We start from the raw sequence: 17,288 nt of genomic DNA, 5'->3' as shown, positions 1-17,288 counted from the left end.
ACGCACGATGGGGAGCGCACCGATAACGAGTGCCGCCGGGCAGGACGTCTGTGCGATGCTCGGCGGCGTGGAGACCAGATCCGTCAGCCCGGTGTTCGTCGGCCGAGCCGACGAACTGGCCGTGCTCACCGACGCACTGACCCGCGCCGAAGGCCAGGAGCCGCAGGCGATGCTCATCGGCGGCGAGGCCGGGGTCGGCAAGACCCGCCTCACCGAGGAGTTCCTCTGCGAGGCGGACCGCCGCGGCGCCGTCGTCGCCGTCGGAGGCTGTGTGGAGATCGGGGCGGAGGGACTTCCCTTCGCCCCGTTTTCGACGGCCCTGCGCACCCTGCACCGTCTCCTCCCCGAAGAGCTGGCCGCCGCAGCCGCCGGCCAGGAGGACGAGCTCGCCCGGATCCTTCCCGAACTGGGCGACACCCCGCGCGGACCGCACGACGAGGAGAGCACCGCCCGGCTCTTCGAACTGACGGCCCGGATGCTGGAGCGGCTCGCCGCCGACCGCACCGTCGTCCTCGTCCTGGAGGACCTGCACTGGTCGGACACCTCCACCCGGCACCTGCTCTCCTACCTCTTCCGCAGCCTCGCCGGCGGCCGGCTCGTCGTCGTCGCCACCTACCGCGCGGACGACGTCCACCGCCGCCACCCGCTGCGCCCGCTCCTCGCCGAACTCGACCGGCTCCGCACCGTCCGCCGCATCGAGCTGTCCCGCTTCAGCCGGGCCGAGGTACGCCGCCAGCTCGCGGGCATCCTCGCCGCGCAACCCGACGAGGACTTCGTCGACTCCGTCTTCGACCGCTCCGACGGCAACGCCTTCTTCGTCGAGGAACTCGTCGCCTCCCGGGCGAGCGGCTGCCGCACCGGACTCACCGAATCCCTGCGCGACCTGCTCCTCGTGCGCGTCGAGGTCCTCCCCGACGAGACCCAGGGCCTGGTGCGCATCGTCGCCGAGGGCGGCTCCGCCGTGGAGTACCCGCTCCTGCGCGCCGTCGCCGGGCTCTCCGAGGACGAGCTGATCGAGGCGCTGAGGGCCGCGGTCGGCGCCAACATCCTGCTCGCCACCCCGGACGGCGACGGCTACCGCTTCCGGCACTCGCTGGTCCGCGAGGCCGTCAGCGACGACCTGCTGCCCGGCGAGCGCGCCCGCGTCAACCGCCGCTACGCCGAGGCCCTGGAGACCGACGCGTCGCTGATCCGCGCCGAGGAGCGGGTCATCCGGCTCGCCAGCTACTGGTACCACGCGAACGACCCCGCCAAGGCGCTGCCCGCCGTCCTGGTCGCCTCCGTCGCCGCCCGCCGCCGGCACGCCTACTCCGAGCAGCTGCGACTGCTGGAGCGGGCCATGGACCTGTGGGACAGCGTTCCGCCGGAGGTCCGCGAGGCACTTCGCCCGGCGGACTACACCGACGTGTACCCGCCGTGCGGCTGCGACCCGGCCAGCACCCCGCTGCAGCGGCTCGACCTGCTGGCCGAGGCGACCGTCGCGGCACGCTACGGAGGCGAGCGCGAACGCGCCCTGAAGATCACGAAGACGGCGCTGCGCCTGCTGGAGGAGGACCGCGACCCGCTGCGGTCCGCCTGGTTCTGGACCGAGCGCTCCCGGCTGGTCGCCGGCCTCGGCCGCGGCGACGGGTGGGAGGAGATCGCCAAGGCGCAGGACCTCGTCCGGGGGCTGCCCCCGTCCCGGGTGCACGCCGAGGTCCTGGTCTGGGCCGCGGGCTGGGGCATGCTCCACAAGCCCGGCCCCGACAACCTCGCCGCCGCCGAACGCGCCGTCGAGTACGCGCGCATGGTCGGCGCCGAGGACACCGAGCTCAACGCACGGATCACGGTCGGCTGCCTGCTCACCGACTCGGGCGACGGCCCGGGCGGCCTCGCCGAGATGCACGCGGTCAGGGAACGGGCCACGGAACTCGGGCTCACCATGCTGGCAGGACGTGCACATATCAACCTCACCTCTCAGTTGGAAAGCATGGGCCGGTCCCGCGAAGCCGTGGAACTGGCCGAACAAGGGGCTGAACTGGTCAGGAGGTCCCGGCTCCTGGACACCGAGGCCTGGGTCTGCGGAAACATGGCCGAGAGCCTTTACAGCCTCGGCCGCTGGGACGAGGCCGTCGAGGCGGCCCGACGCACCGTGCTCGTCGGCCAGAGCGCGGCCCCGCGCGGCTCCGGTTCCGCACGACTGGCCTACCTGGCGCTGGCCCGGGGCGAGTTGGCCGAGGCGGCCCAGCAGTTCGCCGCCGCCCGCGCCCACTTCGGCACGCACGATGCCCAGCCGCAGCACCGGATCCCGCTGTACCGTCTCGCGATCGGGCTCGCCGCGGGGGAGGGCCGCATCGCCGACGTCCGCGCCGAGACGGCCGCCGCCATCGCCTACGGTTTCCCGCTCGGGCAGCACCGCTACGCCTGGCCCCTGCTGCTCGCCGCCGCCTCCGCCGAGGCGGACGCCCGGGGACTCCCGGCCGCCGACGCCGGCCGGGACGCCGCCCTGGACGTGCTGCGCACCGCCGCCCGCCGCCTCGCCACCCCGGTCCCGGTGTGGGGCGCCCACGCCGAGTACGTCCGGGCCGAGCTGCTGCGGGCCGAGGCCCGCGACACCGTCGCCGACTGGGCCGCCGTCGAGGAGGCCATCCGCCCGCTGGAGCGCCCGTACCTGCTGGCCCGGGCCCGCCACCGGCTCGCCGAGGCCATGCTGGCCGCGGGCGGAGACCGGGAGCCCGCGGCGGTCCTGCTCCGCGAGGCCTACGCCACCGCCGACCGGATCGGCTCACGCAGGCTGCGTGAGGACCTGGCCCTGCTGGCCCAGCGCGCCCGGCTGCCGCTGACCGCGGCCGACGCGTCCCCGGCCACGCCCGCACCGCGGACCGACCCGGCCGAGGCCCTCGGGCTGACCAGCCGTGAGCGGGACGTGCTGCGCCTGGTGGCGGCCGGCAGCACCAACCGCAAGATCGCCGAAGAGCTCTTCATCTCCCCGAAGACGGCGAGCGTGCACGTGTCGAACATCCTGGCCAAGCTCGGCGTCGCCGGCCGGGGCGAGGCGGCCGCCCTCGCGCACCGGCTGCGGCTCTTCGGCCCGCCCGTCCCGGTCAGCCCCCTCCCGGAGGCTGCTCGCCGAGGCGTATGAGCACCTTGCCGGATGCGAGGTCTATCGGACCCCGTCCCGGGTCGTTGTCATTGACGTCGGTCCGGGACAGCTCCAGCCGCTTCTTCTCCTCGTTCGTGTGTTTGCGCCCCGGGTTGAACAGCTCCTCGATCATGTTGAACACCGCATCCACCGCACCCTTCGCCCCCAGCCGGGGACACGCCGGTCACCGCACCGTCAGTGTCAGGATCCTGTCGTCGCCCGCCTCCGGCGACCCGCGCCCGTCCGTCTCGCTCGTCACCAGCAGCAAGCGGTCTCCGCCGAGCGCCACCACCGTCCGCAGCCGCCCGTACTTGCGCTCCAGGAAGGCCTCGGGCTCCGCCACCGGTGCCGTCCCGGCCAGCGGGATCCGCCACAGCCGGTTCCCCCTCAGCCCGGCCATCCATATCGACCCCTCGGCCCAGGCGATCCCGCTCGGCGAGGCCTCGTCGGTCTTCCACACGGCCACCGGATCGCGCATGCCCGGCTTGCCCGCCTTCCCCTCGGCCTCCGGCCAGCCGTAGTTCGCGCCGGGCTCGATCAGATTCAGCTCGTCCCAGGTGTTCTGGCCGAACTCGGCCGCCCACAGCCGTTTTTCCTTGTCCCAGGCCATGCCCTGCACATTGCGGTGCCCGTAGGAGTAGACGACCGAATCCGCCTCGGGATTCCCGTGCACCGGATCCCCGTCCGGCGTCATCCGCAGGATCTTGCCGCCCAGCGACTTCTTGTCCTGTGCGAGCCCGGTGTCCCCGGTCTCGCCCGTCCCCGCGTAGAGCATCTTGTCCGGGCCGAAGGCGATCCGGCCGCCGTTGTGGATGAGACCCTTCGGGATGCCCCGGAACACGGTGTCCGGCGCGCCCAGTTGCTGCCCGGCCGGTCTCTGCTCGTCGTACCGCAGCCGGGCGATGCGGTTGTCCGACTCGGTCGTGAAGTACACGTACACCAGCCGGTCCGAGGCGAAGGACGGCGACAGCGCGAGGCCCATCAGCCCGCCCTCCCCGCCCGGGGCCACCCCCGGCACCTCGCCGATCCGCGTCACGGTGCCCGAACCCGCCGCGACCCGGCTGATCGTGCCCTTGTCCCGCGAGGCGATCAGCAGGTCCCCGCCGGGCAACGGGGCCACGCCCCACGGCGACTCCAGGCCCTTGGCGACCTCGCCGGTGACCGTGACCGCCCCCTTTGCCGGCGGGCCGGTGGCCTCGGCCGAGGCGGACGGTCTCCCCGACGGGCCCGCCGACCCGGAACCGGACGCCGACCCGGCCGCCGCCGTGCCCGGGGGAGCGCTGCCCCGACCCGCGTCCGGGGCGCCCGCCGGCGAGCATCCCGTCGCCAGCAGAGCGCCGCACCCGGCCAGCGCGACCGCCGCCAGCACGCTCCGGCGCGGCCCGCCCCCGGCCCCGTACCCCAGCTGCCCGGGAGAAATCGAGGTACTTCCGTATCGCATCGCCCTGCTCCCTTCCGGTCCTCCGATCGTGCCCTTCATCTGTCTCAACAGCTGCGGCAGTTCCCGAAGTTCCACCACTCGTACACTCGATCGAGTGGTTGTCGGTCAGTCCCAGGCTCCCACCTCGAACGGAAGGGCCGCGATCTCGTCCAGGTCCGCGGCCGAGAGCCGGACCTCCGCCGCCCGCGCGTTCTCCGCCGCCCAGTGCGCCCGGTCGGCGCCCGGCACCGGCACCACCTGCGGACCCTGCGCCAGCACCCACGCCAAGGCCACCTGCGCGGCCGTGACCCCGGGCCCGTGCCGCCGCGCCACCCGCCGCAGACCCGCCACCAGCACCTGGTTCGACGCCATCGCCTCCGCCGTGAAACGCGGATGCCGGGCCCGCACGTCCTGCGACTCGAAGCCCTCGCCCGGGGTGAGCGTCCCGGTGAGGAACCCGCTGCCCAGCGGCATCGCCGCCAGCAGCCCCACCCCGCGCGCCGCGCACCACGGCAGCAGCTGCCAGGCCGCCTCCGGCGACCACACCGACAGCTCCGCCTGCACCGCGCTCACCGGGAACACCTGCTGCAGCCGCTCCAGGTGCCGAAGCGTCGTCCGGTACCCCCGGTCACCGCGCCGCCCCGCCCCCGGACCGGCCCCGGCGCCCAGCGCGCAGAAGCCGAGCGCCCGCACCTTCCCCGCGCCCACCAGCTCCGCCATGGCCCCCCAGGTCTCCTCCACGGGCACCTCCGGATCCACCCGGTGCAGCTGGTAGAGGTCTATGACATCGGTCCGCAGCCGCCGCAGCGAGGCGTCGCAGGCCCGCCGCAGATAGCCCGGCCGCCCGTCGGCCACCACATGCTGGTCACCCGCCCGCAGCCCCACCTTGGCCGAGACGAACGCGTCCGACCGCCGCTCCCGCAGCACCCGCCCCAGCAGCAGCTCGTTGGTGTACGGCCCGTACACATCGGCCGTGTCCAGCAGGTTCGACCCCAGGTCCAGCGCCGCGTGCACGGCGGCCAGCGACTCGTGTCCCCGCCGCCGCGAAGGCGCGTACGCCCAGCTCATCGGCATACAGCCGAGGCCGACGGCGCCCACGGTCAGCGCCCCCGCCCCGATCGACCTGCGCTCCACCCCTGCGTCCCCCTCCCACTCCGGCACACAAACTAACGGCTTGATCCAGTTGGCTTGGCATAGCCTCGTGATCATGACTGCAACGACCCGGGACGTCTGGCTCCCCTTCCGCGCCGAGGAGATCGACGGTCTCCCCGACGGCTTCCGGTACCGCCTCTGGGACGGCGAGGACGCCTTCCCGGCCGATCCGGCCGACTGCGTCTTCTACGTCACCCCCTACATGAAGTCCCCCGAGGTCACCGTGCGCCCGCTGGCGGCGATGCCCGCCGTCCAGGTCGTCCAGACCCTGACCGCCGGCATCGACCACGTGATGGGCGGCCTCGGCGACCTGCGCCCCGGGGTACGGCTGTGCAACGCCGTCGGGGTCCACACGGCCAGCACCGCGGAGCTCGCCCTCACGCTGACCCTCGCCTCCCTGCGCGGCATCCCCGGCATGGTCCGCGGCCAGGACCGCGAGGAGTGGCGCTCCGGGTTCTACGACGCCCTCGCCGACAAGTCAGTTCTGATCATCGGCTACGGATCGATCGGCTCGGCCATCGAGGACCGGCTCGTTGCCTTCGAGTGCGGACCGGTCGCACGGGTGGCACGTACGGCACGGACCGCCGCCCGCGGACCCGTGCACGCCCTCGCCGACCTTCCCCGGCTCCTGCCGCAGGCCGACGTGGTGATCCTCGTGACACCGCTGACCGAGGAGACCCGGGGCCTGGCCGGCGCCGACTTCCTGAGCCGGATGAAGGACGGCGCCCTGCTGGTGAACGTGGCACGCGGCCCCGTCGTCGACACCAAGTCCCTGCTGGCGGAGGTGGAATCGGGCCGGCTGCGCGCGGCCCTCGACGTCACCGACCCGGAACCGCTGCCCGCGGGCCACCCGCTCTGGCATGCTCCGAATGTCCTGATCACGCCTCATGTCGGCGGCAGCAGCTCGGCGTTCGAGCCGCGGGCCAAGCGCCTGCTGGCGCGCCAGCTCACCCGGTTCGCCGCCGGAGAGCCCGTCGAGCACACGGTGCTGATCACCGAGTGACGCGCGGTGCGCACGCTCTGGAGTCACCCGGATGCGCTCTGTGGGCACAACTCCCCGAGTGGTAACGGAGAGTAGAGCAACTATGTCCCTGAGTGACGAAAGTGGTGTATCGTCCGGAAGAAGGGGCTGCGCCACGAACGTCTGGCGCTGGGGAGTGATCGGACACTTTGGGGGGCGACGGGCGATGCACGGCCAATGGACGAAGGATCCGATGCGGCACAGCCGCCGGAGGCGACGCTGCCGAGACTGGGCTGCACCGGAACCAGCCGGCGAGGGGGACCGGTGAGTGCCCCGGGGGCGGCGCTCCTGAACCGGCCGACCGTCTCGGGCGCAGGCAGGGGCCTGGCGATGCAGCTGCTCCTCGCGGTGGTCTGCGGCGGGTACGCCGTGGGCGCCGCCCTCAACTGGGGATCGGAGGAAGTCGCCGAGATCATGGGCGACTTCGGACTCAGCGCGGCCGGCTTACTCGCCGCCGTCTCCTGCTACTCCTACGCGCGGGCCATCGACAGCCGTGAACGCCCCGCCTGGCTGCTCTTCGCCTTCTCCTCCCTCATGGGCGCCTGCGGCAACGCGGTCTGGGGCTGGTACGAGGTGATCCTCGGCGAAGCGGTGCCGAAGCCCTCGCTCGCCGACTTCGCCTTCCTCTGCTTCGCCCCGCCCGCCATCGTGGGCCTGCTCGTCCTCGCCAAACGCCCGGTCACCCGCGCCGGCTGGGTGTGCCTCGGGCTCGACTCCTGGCTCATCGGCGGCTCCCTGCTCACCCTGTCCTGGAGCCTGGCGCTGGCCCACGCGGCGCGGACCGCCCAGTCCGGCGCCCCCGGCAGCGTCCCGCGCGCCGCGCTCTCCCTCGCCTACCCGCTCCTGGACATCGCGCTCGTCTCGATGGTCCTGGTCCTGCACTTCCGGCGCAGCGAGACCAACCGCTCCGCCGTCAACACCGCCATCGCGGCGCTGGCCCTGACCGTGCTCAGCGACGCCCTGTTCACCTCGCCCCTGCTGAGCGCCGAGTACCAGTCCGGACAGCTGCTCGACGCCGGCTGGTTCGCGGGCTCGCTGCTGCTCGCGTACGCGCCCTGGGGCGCCCGGCGCATGCACCCGGGCCCGGAGCCGGCCGGGCACCCGCGCGGGGACCGGCTGCACAGCCGCCCGATCACCGGCTCGCTGCCCGCTCTCACCCCGTACCTCGCGGCCGCCGTGTGCACCCTCGGCATCCTCTACAACGTCGTGGACGGCCGGAAGGTGGACCGGATGGTCGTCTTCACCGGCTGCACGGTCGTGCTCGCCCTCGTCATCCGGCAGGGCATCATGCTCCTCGACAACATCGCGCTGACCCAGGAACTGGCCCAGAAGGAGAACCACTTCCGCTCCCTGGTCCAGGGCTCCAGCGACGTCATCATGATCGCCGCGCCCACCGGGACCCTGCGCTACGTCAGCCCCGCCGCCGCCGGGGTCTACGGCCGCGAGGCCGAGGAGCTGGTCGGCACCGAGCTCGCCACCCTGATCCACCCCGACGACCTCGGCCGCGTGGTCCACGAGGTGCGCCGCTTCCTCGCCGCACCGCCGACCGAGGAGCCCACCACGCGCATCGAGTGCCGCTTCAAGTCGGGCGGCGGCGAATGGCTCAACGTGGAGTCCACCGTCAACCGCCACCAGGGCGGGCTCATCCTCAACAGCCGCGACGTCACCGAGCGGGTCCGGCTCCAGGCCCAGCTCCAGCACAGCGCCGAGCACGATCCGCTGACCGACCTGCCCAACCGGGCGCTGTTCACCCGGCGCGTGCGCCAGGCCCTCACCGGCCGGCGCGCGGGCGACCACAGCACCGCCGTGCTCTTCATCGACCTCGACGGCTTCAAAGCGGTCAACGACACCATCGGCCACCAGGCCGGCGACGAGCTGCTCATCGAGGCCGCGCGCAGGCTCCAGGACTCGGTGCGGGCCGGGGACACCGCGGCCCGCCTCGGCGGCGACGAGTTCGCCGCGCTGATCCTGGGCGACGGGAACCGCGACCGGAGCGCCCGCGAGCACCAGGCGCGCGAGATCGCCGACCGGCTGCGCACCACCCTCTCCCAGCCGTACCGGATCGGCGGCAGCGAGGTCCGGGTCGCCGCCAGCATCGGCGTCGCCTTCGCCGACCCAGGCATCACCCCTTCGGACCTGATGCGCAACGCGGATCTCGCGATGTACCGGGCCAAGGCGGGCGGCAAGGACCGCGTCGAGGTGTACGCCCCGCAGATGCAGGCCGAGGTCGTGCGGAAGGCCGAGCTGGCGGGCCGGCTGCGGACCGCACTGCACGAGGGCGAGTTCGCCCTGCTGCACCAGCCCGTGGTCTCGCTGGCCACCGGCGAGGTCTCGGCCGTCGCCGCGCAGGCCCGCTGGCGGTCCGCCCAGGGCATCCTCTTCACCCCGGCGGAGTTCCTCCGGGTCGCCGAGTACAGCGAGGGTGGCACGGGCGCGGGCGGCGCGTCCGGCACGGGCGGCTCCGGCGCCGCCGGGCCGGACGCCTCGCGCACCGCCGAGCTGGGGCGCTGGCTGCTGGAGGAGGCCGTGGAGCAGGCCGCCGACCGGCACCGCGCCGGGCACGACGTCCCCGTGGCCGTGCGGATGACCGCCCAGCGGCTCCTGGACCGCGCCATGCCGCTCGGCTCGGTGGAGGCCCTGCTGACCCGGCACGGCCTGCCGTCCGGAGCCCTGGTGCTCGAGCTCGCCGTATCCGACCCCAGAGTGCCCTTCGACGACCTGGAGCGCCGCCTGACCGCCCTGCACCGGCTCGGGGTGGGTATCTCCCTGGACGGCTTCGGCAGTGGCTACGCGGCCATCAGCGCCCTGCGCCGCCTCCCCGTGGACATGCTCAAGCTGGACCGGGGCCTGGTGGAAGGGGTGGTCGAGTCCGCCCGCCTGCACAAGATCACCGCCGGTCTCTTGCGGATCGCAAACGACCTGGGCATGCGGTCCGTGGCCGACGGCGTGGACCTGCCCGAGCAGGTCATGGCCCTGCGCGCGATGGGGTGCACACACGGCCAGGGAATGGCCTTTTCCGGACCGCTCGACGAGTACAGGCTGCGGCGCGCGCTGGTGCGCGGTACGTTCCCAGTACCGGGCGGAGCAGCCCAACCAGCACTGGCCGGCGGTTCCCCCGGGGGCTCGATGGCCATCCGCAGAGGCTCACATAATGAGACGCCCGTCCCACCTACTTGACATCACCCTCCCGCCAGAGGGAGGGTCAGTGCCATGCGCACCCGAATTCTCGTACTTGGAAAGCGCGTCGGCTGAAGCTGGGACCTGCATGTCCCCGCTCAACACACCCGACGCGCTCCCCTCGCTTGCCTCCTGGCACGAGGGGTTTTTTGTTGCACTGGCACAGAGTCGAATCCGCGTAAAACCCTCAGCTTCGAGAAGAGAATGCCGATGACCGAGCAGGCCACCGGGGCCCACCATCCGCAGCCGCGGCCCCGTTCCGGCGGACAGCAGTCCGTCGCAGTTGAGCACGTCACGGGTGCGCAGTCCCTCATCCGCTCTCTCGAAGAGGTGGGGTGCGACACCGTCTTCGGGATTCCGGGAGGTGCCATCCTCCCCGCGTACGACCCGATGATGGACTCCAAGAAGGTCCGTCACATCCTGGTCCGGCACGAGCAGGGGGCCGGTCACGCCGCCACCGGCTACGCGCAGGCCACCGGCAAGGTCGGCGTCTGTATGGCCACGTCCGGTCCGGGCGCCACCAACCTGGTCACCCCGATCGCCGACGCGCACATGGACTCCGTCCCGCTCGTCGCGATCACCGGCCAGGTCTCCTCCAAGGCGATCGGCACCGACGCCTTCCAGGAGGCGGACATCGTCGGCATCACGATGCCGATCACCAAGCACAACTTCCTGGTCACCAGGGCCGAGGACATCCCGCGGACGATCGCCGAGGCGTTCCACATCGCCTCCACCGGCCGCCCCGGCCCGGTCCTGGTCGACATCGCCAAGGACGCCCTGCAGGCGAAGACCACCTTCTCGTGGCCGCCCGCCCAGGACCTCCCCGGCTACCGGCCGGTCACCAAGCCGCACGCCAAGCAGATCCGCGAGGCCGCCAAGCTCATCTGCCAGGCCAAGCGCCCGGTCCTGTACGTCGGCGGCGGCGTCATGAAGTCCGGCGCGACCGCCGAGCTGAAGGTCCTGGCGGAGCTGACCGGGGTCCCGGTCGCCACCACCCTGATGGCGCTGGGCTCCTTCCCCGACAGCCACCCGCTGCACGTCGGCATGCCGGGCATGCACGGCTCCGTCACCGGCGTCACCGCGCTGCAGAAGTCGGACCTGCTGATCGCCCTCGGTACCCGCTTCGACGACCGCGTCACCGGCAAGCTGGACAGCTTCGCCCCCTTCGCCAAGATCATCCACGCGGACATCGACCCCGCCGAGATCGGCAAGAACCGCGCGGTCGACGTCCCGATCGTCGGAGACGCCCGCGAGGTCATCGCCGACCTGATCCAGGCCGTCCAGGCCGAGCACACCGAAGGCAACGCCGGCGACTACTCCGCCTGGTGGAACGACCTCAGCCGCTGGCGCGACACCTACCCGCTGGGCTACGACCTGCCCGCGGACGGCAGCCTCTCGCCCCAGCAGGTCATCGAGCGGATCGGCGCGCTCGCGCCGAAGAGCACGATCTTCGCGGCCGGCGTCGGCCAGCACCAGATGTGGGCCTCGCACTTCGTCAAGTACGAGGAGCCCCGCACCTGGCTGAACTCCGGCGGCGCCGGAACCATGGGCTACGCGGTCCCGGCCGCGATGGGCGCCAAGGTCGGCATGCCCGAGCGCACGGTCTGGGCGATCGACGGAGACGGCTGCTTCCAGATGACCAATCAGGAACTGGTCACCTGCGCCCTGAACAACATCCCGATCAAGGTCGCGATCATCAACAACGGTGCCCTGGGCATGGTCCGCCAGTGGCAGACGCTGTTCTACAACCAGCGGTACTCCAACACCGTCCTGCACGCCGACGAGACCGGCCACGACACGGTCGGCTCCCAGCTCGGCGAGTCCGTCGCACCCCGCAAGGGCACGCGCGTCCCGGACTTCGTCAAGCTGTCCGAGGCCATGGGCTGCGTGGCGCTGCGCTGCGAGGACCCGGCAGACCTGGACAAGGTCATCGCCGAGGCCAACGCGATCAACGACCGCACCGTCGTGATCGACTTCATCGTCCACGAGGACGCCATGGTGTGGCCGATGGTCGCCGCCGGCACCTCCAACGACGAGGTCATGGCAGCCCGGGGCGTCCGTCCCGACTTCGGCGACAACGAAGACGACTGAGCCGAGAGAGCCTGAGAGAGAGAACGCCTCACATGTCCAAGCACACGCTCTCCGTCCTGGTCGAGAACACGCCCGGCATCCTCGCCCGGATCGCCGCGCTGTTCTCCCGCCGCGGGTTCAACATCGACTCCCTCGCGGTCGGTGTCACCGAGCACCCCGACATCTCCCGCATCACCATCGTCGTGAACGTCGAGGACCTCCCGCTGGAGCAGGTGACCAAGCAGCTGAACAAGCTGGTCAACGTGCTCAAGATCGTCGAGCTGGAGTCCCACAACGCCATCGAGCGTGAACTCGTCCTGGTGAAGGTCCGCGCCGACAACGAGACCCGGTCGCAGATCGTCGAGATCGTCCAGCTGTTCCGCGCCAAGACGGTCGACGTCTCCCCGGAGGCCGTCACCATCGAGGCCACCGGCGGTACCGACAAGCTCGGCGCGATGCTCAAGATGCTGGAGCCCTTCGGCATCAAGGAGCTCGTGCAGTCCGGAACGATCGCCATAGGGCGTGGCGGCCGGTCCATCACGGACCGCAGTCTGCGCGCGCTCGACCGCAGCGCCTGACCGGCCGGCGCACCGGACGCCACCCGTCGCGTCAGACACGCTCAGCTCGCATAGCGAGACCGAGAAACTCAGATTCCGTTCCCCGCCGTACGGTGGGAGCAACACCAGCGCACCAAGGAGATATCCCAGTGGCCGAGCTGTTCTACGAGAACGACGCCGACCTGTCCATCATCCAGGGCCGCAAGGTCGCGGTCATCGGTTACGGCAGCCAGGGCCACGCCCACGCGCTGTCGCTCCGTGACTCCGGCGTCGACGTCGTCGTCGGCCTGAAGGAGGGCTCGAAGTCCAAGGCCAAGGCCGAGGAGCAGGGCCTGAAGGTCGTCCCCGTGGCCGAGGCCGCCGCATGGGCGAACGTCATCATGATCCTGACCCCGGACCCGCTGCAGGCCGAGATCTACGAGGAGTCCATCAAGGAGCACCTCGAGGAGGGCGACGCGCTCTTCTTCGGTCACGGCTTCAACGTCCGCTACGGCTTCATCAAGCCCCCGGCCAACGTGGACGTCGCCCTGGTCGCCCCGAAGGGCCCGGGGCACCTGGTCCGCCGCCAGTACGAGGAAGGCCGCGGCGTGCCCTGCATCGCGGCCGTCGAGCAGGACTTCACCGGCAGCGCCTTCGCGCTGGCGCTCTCGTACGCGGCCGGCATCGGCGGCACCCGCGCCGGCGTCATCAAGACCACCTTCACCGAGGAGACCGAGACCGACCTGTTTGGTGAGCAGGCCGTCCTCTGCGGTGGTGCGTCCGCGCTGGTCAAGGCCGGTTTCGAGACCCTGACCGAGGCCGGCTACCAGCCGGAGATCGCGTACTTCGAGTGCCTGCACGAGCTGAAGCTCATCGTGGACCTCATGTACGAGGGCGGCCTGGAGAAGATGCGCTGGTCGGTCTCCGAGACCGCCGAGTGGGGCGACTACATCACCGGCCCCCGCGTCATCACCGACGCCACCAAGGCCGAGATGAAGAAGGTCCTCGCGGAGATCCAGAGCGGCGAGTTCGCCAACACCTGGATGGCCGAGTACAAGGCCGGTCTGCCGAAGTACAACGAGTACAAGAAGGCCGACGAGGAGCACCTGCTCGAGACCACCGGCAAGAAGCTGCGCAAGCTGATGAGCTGGGTCGACAGCGACGAGAGCTGATCGCGTGGCGGCGGGGCCGGGACGGTGCGTCCCGGCCCCGCCTCACCCGGGTGGACCGCCATCCGGTCGGCTCAAGGACCGGCCCGAGGGCCGGTCGGAGAACCAGCCGGAGGGCCGGGAATCCGGCCCTCGGGGACGTGGCTTGTCCACCCCGGCCAACCACGGACGGGTGATCCTTCCGTACAGGCGGAAATCCGGTCCGTCAGCGCCACTACACTGCTCAACACATACGCGTCAGGCCCACAGTGTCGTGCGTCTTCCACGCGGCTACCCCCTCCACCGCCTGCGGCCGTCGGGACGGCCGTCCGCACTGGACTTGTGAGGACCCACGTGAGCTCGAAACCTGTCGTACTCATCGCCGAAGAGCTGTCGCCCGCCACGGTGGACGCACTCGGTCCGGACTTCGAGATCCGGCACGTCAACGGAGCCGACCGCGCGGAGCTGCTGCCCGCGATCGTCGACGTCGACGCGATCCTCGTCCGCTCTGCCACCAAGGTCGACGCCGAGGCCATCGCCGCGGCGAAGAAGCTGAGGGTCGTCGCGCGCGCCGGCGTCGGTCTGGACAACGTCGACGTCTCCGCCGCCACCAAGGCCGGCGTGATGGTCGTCAACGCCCCGACCTCGAACATCGTGACCGCGGCGGAGCTCGCCTGCGGCCTGCTCGTCGCCACCGCCCGCAACATCCCGCAGGCCAACACCGCCCTGAAGAACGGTGAGTGGAAGCGGAACAAGTACACGGGTGTCGAGCTCAGCGAGAAGACCCTCGGCGTCGTCGGCCTCGGCCGCATCGGCGTCCTGGTCGCGCAGCGCATGTCGGCCTTCGGCATGAAGATCGTCGCGTACGACCCCTACGTACAGCCCGCGCGCGCCGCCCAGATGGGCGTCAAGATGCTGACGCTGGACGAGCTCCTGGAGGTCGCCGACTTCATCACCGTGCACCTGCCCAAGACCCCCGAGACCCTCGGTCTCATCGGGGACGAGGCCCTGCACAAGGTGAAGCCGTCCGTCCGGATCGTCAACGCCGCCCGCGGCGGGATCGTCGACGAGGCCGCCCTGTACACGGCCATCAAGGAGGGCCGCGTCGCCGGCGCCGGCCTCGACGTGTACGCCAAGGAGCCCTGCACGGACTCCCCGCTCTTCGAGCTCGACCAGGTCGTCTGCACCCCGCACCTCGGCGCGTCCACGGACGAGGCCCAGGAGAAGGCCGGTGTCTCGGTCGCCAAGTCGGTGCGCCTCGCGCTCGCCGGCGAGCTCGTGCCGGACGCGGTCAACGTCCAGGGCGGCGTCATCGCCGAGGACGTCCGTCCGGGCCTGCCGCTCGCCGAGAAGCTCGGCCGCATCTTCACCGCCCTCGCGGGCGAGGTCGCGGTCCGCCTCGACGTCGAGGTCTACGGCGAGATCACCCAGCACGACGTCAAGGTGCTCGAACTCTCCGCGCTCAAGGGAGTCTTCGAGGACGTCGTCGACGAGACGGTCTCCTACGTCAACGCCCCGCTGTTCGCACAGGAGCGCGGTGTCGAGGTACGCCTGACCACCAGCTCGGAGTCCCCGGACCACCGCAACGTCGTGACCGTGCGCGGCACCCTGTCGGACGGTCAGGAGGTCTCGGTCTCCGGCACGCTCGCGGGCCCGAAGCACCTTCAGAAGATCGTCGGCATCGGCGAGTACGACGTGGACCTGGCGCTCGCCGACTACATGGTCGTGCTGCGCTACACCGACCGACCCGGCGTCGTCGGCACCGTCGGCCGCGTCCTCGGCGAGGCCGGTCTGAACATCGCGGGCATGCAGGTCGCCCGCGCGGAGGAGCACGGCGAGGCGCTCGCCGTCCTCACCGTCGACGCCGAGGTGCCGGGAGACGTCCTCGCGGACATCTCCGCCGAGATCGGCGCCGTGTCCGCGCGTACGGTCAGCCTCGGCTAGCCCGCTCGGTCAGTGAGGTGAGGAAGGGCCCGGGGAGAGACCCCCGGGCCCTTTCGCGTTCCGTCGGCCGTGCCTGCCGCACCGATCAGTTGTACGTCGCCTCCTGGACGCGGGCCCCGGAAGCGCCGGCCGGATCCGCCGCGGCCGGGGCCGGGGCTTCGATCCCCCGCATCAGGGCCGCGGCGAGCACGGCCGCACCGAGCAGCAGCGCCGTACCGCCCCAGGCCGCGTACTGCATGCCGTGGACGAAGGCCTCCCGGGCCAGGGCCAGTACCTCTTCGCCGGCCGCCCCGCCGATCCGGTGGGCGGTGGCGACGGCCCCGCCCAGGGTCTCCCGCACCGCGGGCTCGGAGTCCGCCAGGTCACCGCGGTAGACGGCGGTGCTCAGGCTGCCCAGCAGGGCCATCCCGAGCGCGCCGCCGAACTCCTGGCCGGTCTCCAGCAGCGAGGCGGCGGAACCGGCCTTCTCGGCGGGGGCCGAGGCCAGAGCCATGTCGGACACCAGGGCCATCACGGTGACGATGCCCGAGGCCAGCACCGCGGCGCCGGTCAGCAGCAGCCACAGGGAGTCGGTCCCGACCAGGCCGACCAGCGCGAACCCGGCGGCGGCGAGGGCGAACCCGCCGGCGATCACGTAGGCCCGGTCCACCTTCTGGGCCAGGGCCGCGCCGACCGGGGCCGCGGCGCCGATGACGAGCGAGGGGGCGAGGCTCCACAGGGCTGCTTCCAGGGGGCGCATCCCGAGCACCGACTGGAGGTACTGGGTGGTGAAGTAGGCCGAGCCCATCATGGCGAAGGCGGCGATCGTGTTGAGCCCGATGCCCGCGCCGAAACCGCGGCCCCGGAACAGCGTCCGGCTCACCATGGCGTCGTCACGGGTGCGCAGGCGGCGGACGAAGACGTATCCGAAGGCCAGGCCGACGGCGAGGCAGCCCAGGTAGAGCGGTTCGAAGCCGTCGGCGGCGATCTCCTTGAGTCCGTAGACGACCGGCAGTACGGCGGCCATGGACAGCGGGACCCCCAGCAGGTCGAAGCGGCCGGGGGCCGGGTCCTTGAACTCCGGGACCAGCACGGGGACCAGGACCAGCAGGAGCAGCATCGCGGGCACGTTGACGAGGAAGACCGAGCCCCAGGAGAAGTGGTTCAGCATCACACCGCTGAGGACGGAGCCGAGGGCGATTCCGCCGGTCATGGCCCCGGACCAGATGGCGATGGCCCGGCTGCGCTGCCCGGGGTCGTGGAAGAGGTTGCGGACGAGGGCCAGCGTGGAGGGCATCAGGGTGGCGCCGCCGATGCCGAGGAGCACGCGGGCCGCGATGAGCATCTCGGCGCTGGTGGCGTACGCGGCGCCGACCGAGGCGAGGCCGAAGGCGGCCGCACCGATCAGCAACAGCTTGCGGCGGCCGATCCGGTCGCCCAGCGAGCCCATCGTGATCAGCAGGCCGGAGAGGGCGAAGGCGTAGCTGTCGAAGATCCAGAGCTGCTGGGTGGCGCTCGGTTCGAGCTGCTCGGTGATCGCGGGGATGGCGAAGTAGAGGACCGAGACGTCCATCGAGACCAGGAGCAGGGGCAGCAACAGGACCGTGAACGCGGTCCATTCGCGGCGGCCGGCGCGGCGCGGTGTGGCGGCGGGGTTCGTCATGAGCAGCAATGTACATACGTCTTAAACGCTTGTCTATGACGGTTGTCTGAAACTGTT

General features: G+C 71.7%; 11 protein-coding genes. 7 read left to right on the top strand and 4 right to left on the bottom strand.

The window, feature by feature from the left end:
• Nucleotides 1–55: 55 nt before the first annotated feature.
• Complete coding sequence (locus tag OG534_RS10800) at nucleotides 56–3,121, top strand: helix-turn-helix transcriptional regulator (protein WP_326587866.1); 3,066 nt, start codon at nucleotides 56–58, stop codon at nucleotides 3,119–3,121.
• Here OG534_RS10800 and OG534_RS10795 read toward each other — a convergent pair.
• The 3 genes from OG534_RS10795 to OG534_RS10785 all read right to left on the bottom strand — a co-directional run bounded on the left by OG534_RS10795 (nucleotide 3,084) and on the right by OG534_RS10785 (nucleotide 5,675).
• Nucleotides 3,084–3,254, bottom strand: coding sequence for a DUF6191 domain-containing protein (locus OG534_RS10795; protein WP_326593548.1), 171 nt, complete (start codon nucleotides 3,252–3,254; stop codon nucleotides 3,084–3,086). The two genes, OG534_RS10800 and OG534_RS10795, sit on opposite strands and share 38 nt — an antisense overlap.
• Before the next feature lie 51 nt (nucleotides 3,255–3,305).
• Nucleotides 3,306–4,562: a PQQ-dependent sugar dehydrogenase gene (locus tag OG534_RS10790; RefSeq protein ID WP_326587865.1), complete on the bottom strand. Its 1,257-nt coding sequence runs from the start codon at nucleotides 4,560–4,562 to the stop codon at nucleotides 3,306–3,308.
• A 105-nt stretch (nucleotides 4,563–4,667) separates the two neighbouring features.
• Nucleotides 4,668–5,675: an aldo/keto reductase gene (locus tag OG534_RS10785; protein ID WP_326593547.1), complete on the bottom strand. Its 1,008-nt coding sequence runs from the start codon at nucleotides 5,673–5,675 to the stop codon at nucleotides 4,668–4,670.
• A 73-nt stretch (nucleotides 5,676–5,748) separates the two neighbouring features.
• On the opposite strand from OG534_RS10785, the gene OG534_RS10780 reads away from it, so the two are divergent.
• The 6 genes from OG534_RS10780 (at nucleotide 5,749) to serA (ending at nucleotide 15,589) form a co-directional block, all read left to right on the top strand.
• Nucleotides 5,749–6,696: a 2-hydroxyacid dehydrogenase gene (locus OG534_RS10780; RefSeq protein ID WP_326587864.1), complete on the top strand. Its 948-nt coding sequence runs from the start codon at nucleotides 5,749–5,751 to the stop codon at nucleotides 6,694–6,696.
• A gap of 282 nt (nucleotides 6,697–6,978) precedes the next feature.
• On the top strand, nucleotides 6,979–9,891 hold the full coding sequence (locus tag OG534_RS10775; RefSeq protein WP_398561832.1) for a putative bifunctional diguanylate cyclase/phosphodiesterase: 2,913 nt from the start codon (nucleotides 6,979–6,981) through the stop codon (nucleotides 9,889–9,891).
• Between the two features lie 204 nt (nucleotides 9,892–10,095).
• The gene (locus OG534_RS10770; protein ID WP_326587863.1) at nucleotides 10,096–11,982 is read left to right on the top strand and encodes an acetolactate synthase large subunit; all 1,887 of its coding nucleotides are present in this window, start codon (nucleotides 10,096–10,098) and stop codon (nucleotides 11,980–11,982) included.
• A 32-nt stretch (nucleotides 11,983–12,014) separates the two neighbouring features.
• Nucleotides 12,015–12,539, top strand: coding sequence for an acetolactate synthase small subunit (ilvN, locus tag OG534_RS10765; RefSeq protein ID WP_267824446.1), 525 nt, complete (start codon nucleotides 12,015–12,017; stop codon nucleotides 12,537–12,539).
• Between the two features lie 128 nt (nucleotides 12,540–12,667).
• Nucleotides 12,668–13,669 carry a ketol-acid reductoisomerase gene (gene ilvC, locus OG534_RS10760; protein ID WP_326587862.1) on the top strand — a complete coding sequence of 334 codons (1,002 nt, stop codon included), beginning with the start codon at nucleotides 12,668–12,670 and terminating at the stop codon, nucleotides 13,667–13,669.
• Nucleotides 13,670–13,999: 330 nt separating this feature from the next.
• The gene (serA, locus tag OG534_RS10755; protein WP_326587861.1) at nucleotides 14,000–15,589 is read left to right on the top strand and encodes a phosphoglycerate dehydrogenase; all 1,590 of its coding nucleotides are present in this window, start codon (nucleotides 14,000–14,002) and stop codon (nucleotides 15,587–15,589) included.
• A gap of 85 nt (nucleotides 15,590–15,674) precedes the next feature.
• Here the strand turns inward: serA and OG534_RS10750 are convergent, their stop codons facing one another.
• A complete protein-coding gene (locus tag OG534_RS10750; protein ID WP_326587860.1) occupies nucleotides 15,675–17,231 on the bottom strand; it encodes an MFS transporter in 1,557 nt (518 codons plus the stop codon).
• Between the last annotated feature and the right edge of the window lie 57 nt (nucleotides 17,232–17,288).

The organism is Streptomyces sp. NBC_01294 (genome assembly GCF_035917235.1).
Taxonomy (GTDB): domain Bacteria; phylum Actinomycetota; class Actinomycetes; order Streptomycetales; family Streptomycetaceae; genus Streptomyces; species Streptomyces caledonius.
The sequence above is the reverse complement of the archived record's forward strand: the minus strand, read 5'-3'. Positions and strand labels throughout refer to the sequence as shown.

Coding starts and splice junctions, on each gene's coding strand:
- OG534_RS10800 (WP_326587866.1), top strand. CDS start 56: ATGCTCGGCGGCGTGGAGACCAGATCCGTCAGCCCGGTGTTCGTCGGC.
- OG534_RS10795 (WP_326593548.1), bottom strand. CDS start 3,254: ATGATCGAGGAGCTGTTCAACCCGGGGCGCAAACACACGAACGAGGAG.
- OG534_RS10790 (WP_326587865.1), bottom strand. CDS start 4,562: ATGCGATACGGAAGTACCTCGATTTCTCCCGGGCAGCTGGGGTACGGG.
- OG534_RS10780 (WP_326587864.1), top strand. CDS start 5,749: ATGACTGCAACGACCCGGGACGTCTGGCTCCCCTTCCGCGCCGAGGAG.
- OG534_RS10770 (WP_326587863.1), top strand. CDS start 10,096: ATGCCGATGACCGAGCAGGCCACCGGGGCCCACCATCCGCAGCCGCGG.
- ilvN (WP_267824446.1), top strand. CDS start 12,015: ATGTCCAAGCACACGCTCTCCGTCCTGGTCGAGAACACGCCCGGCATC.
- OG534_RS10750 (WP_326587860.1), bottom strand. CDS start 17,231: ATGACGAACCCCGCCGCCACACCGCGCCGCGCCGGCCGCCGCGAATGG.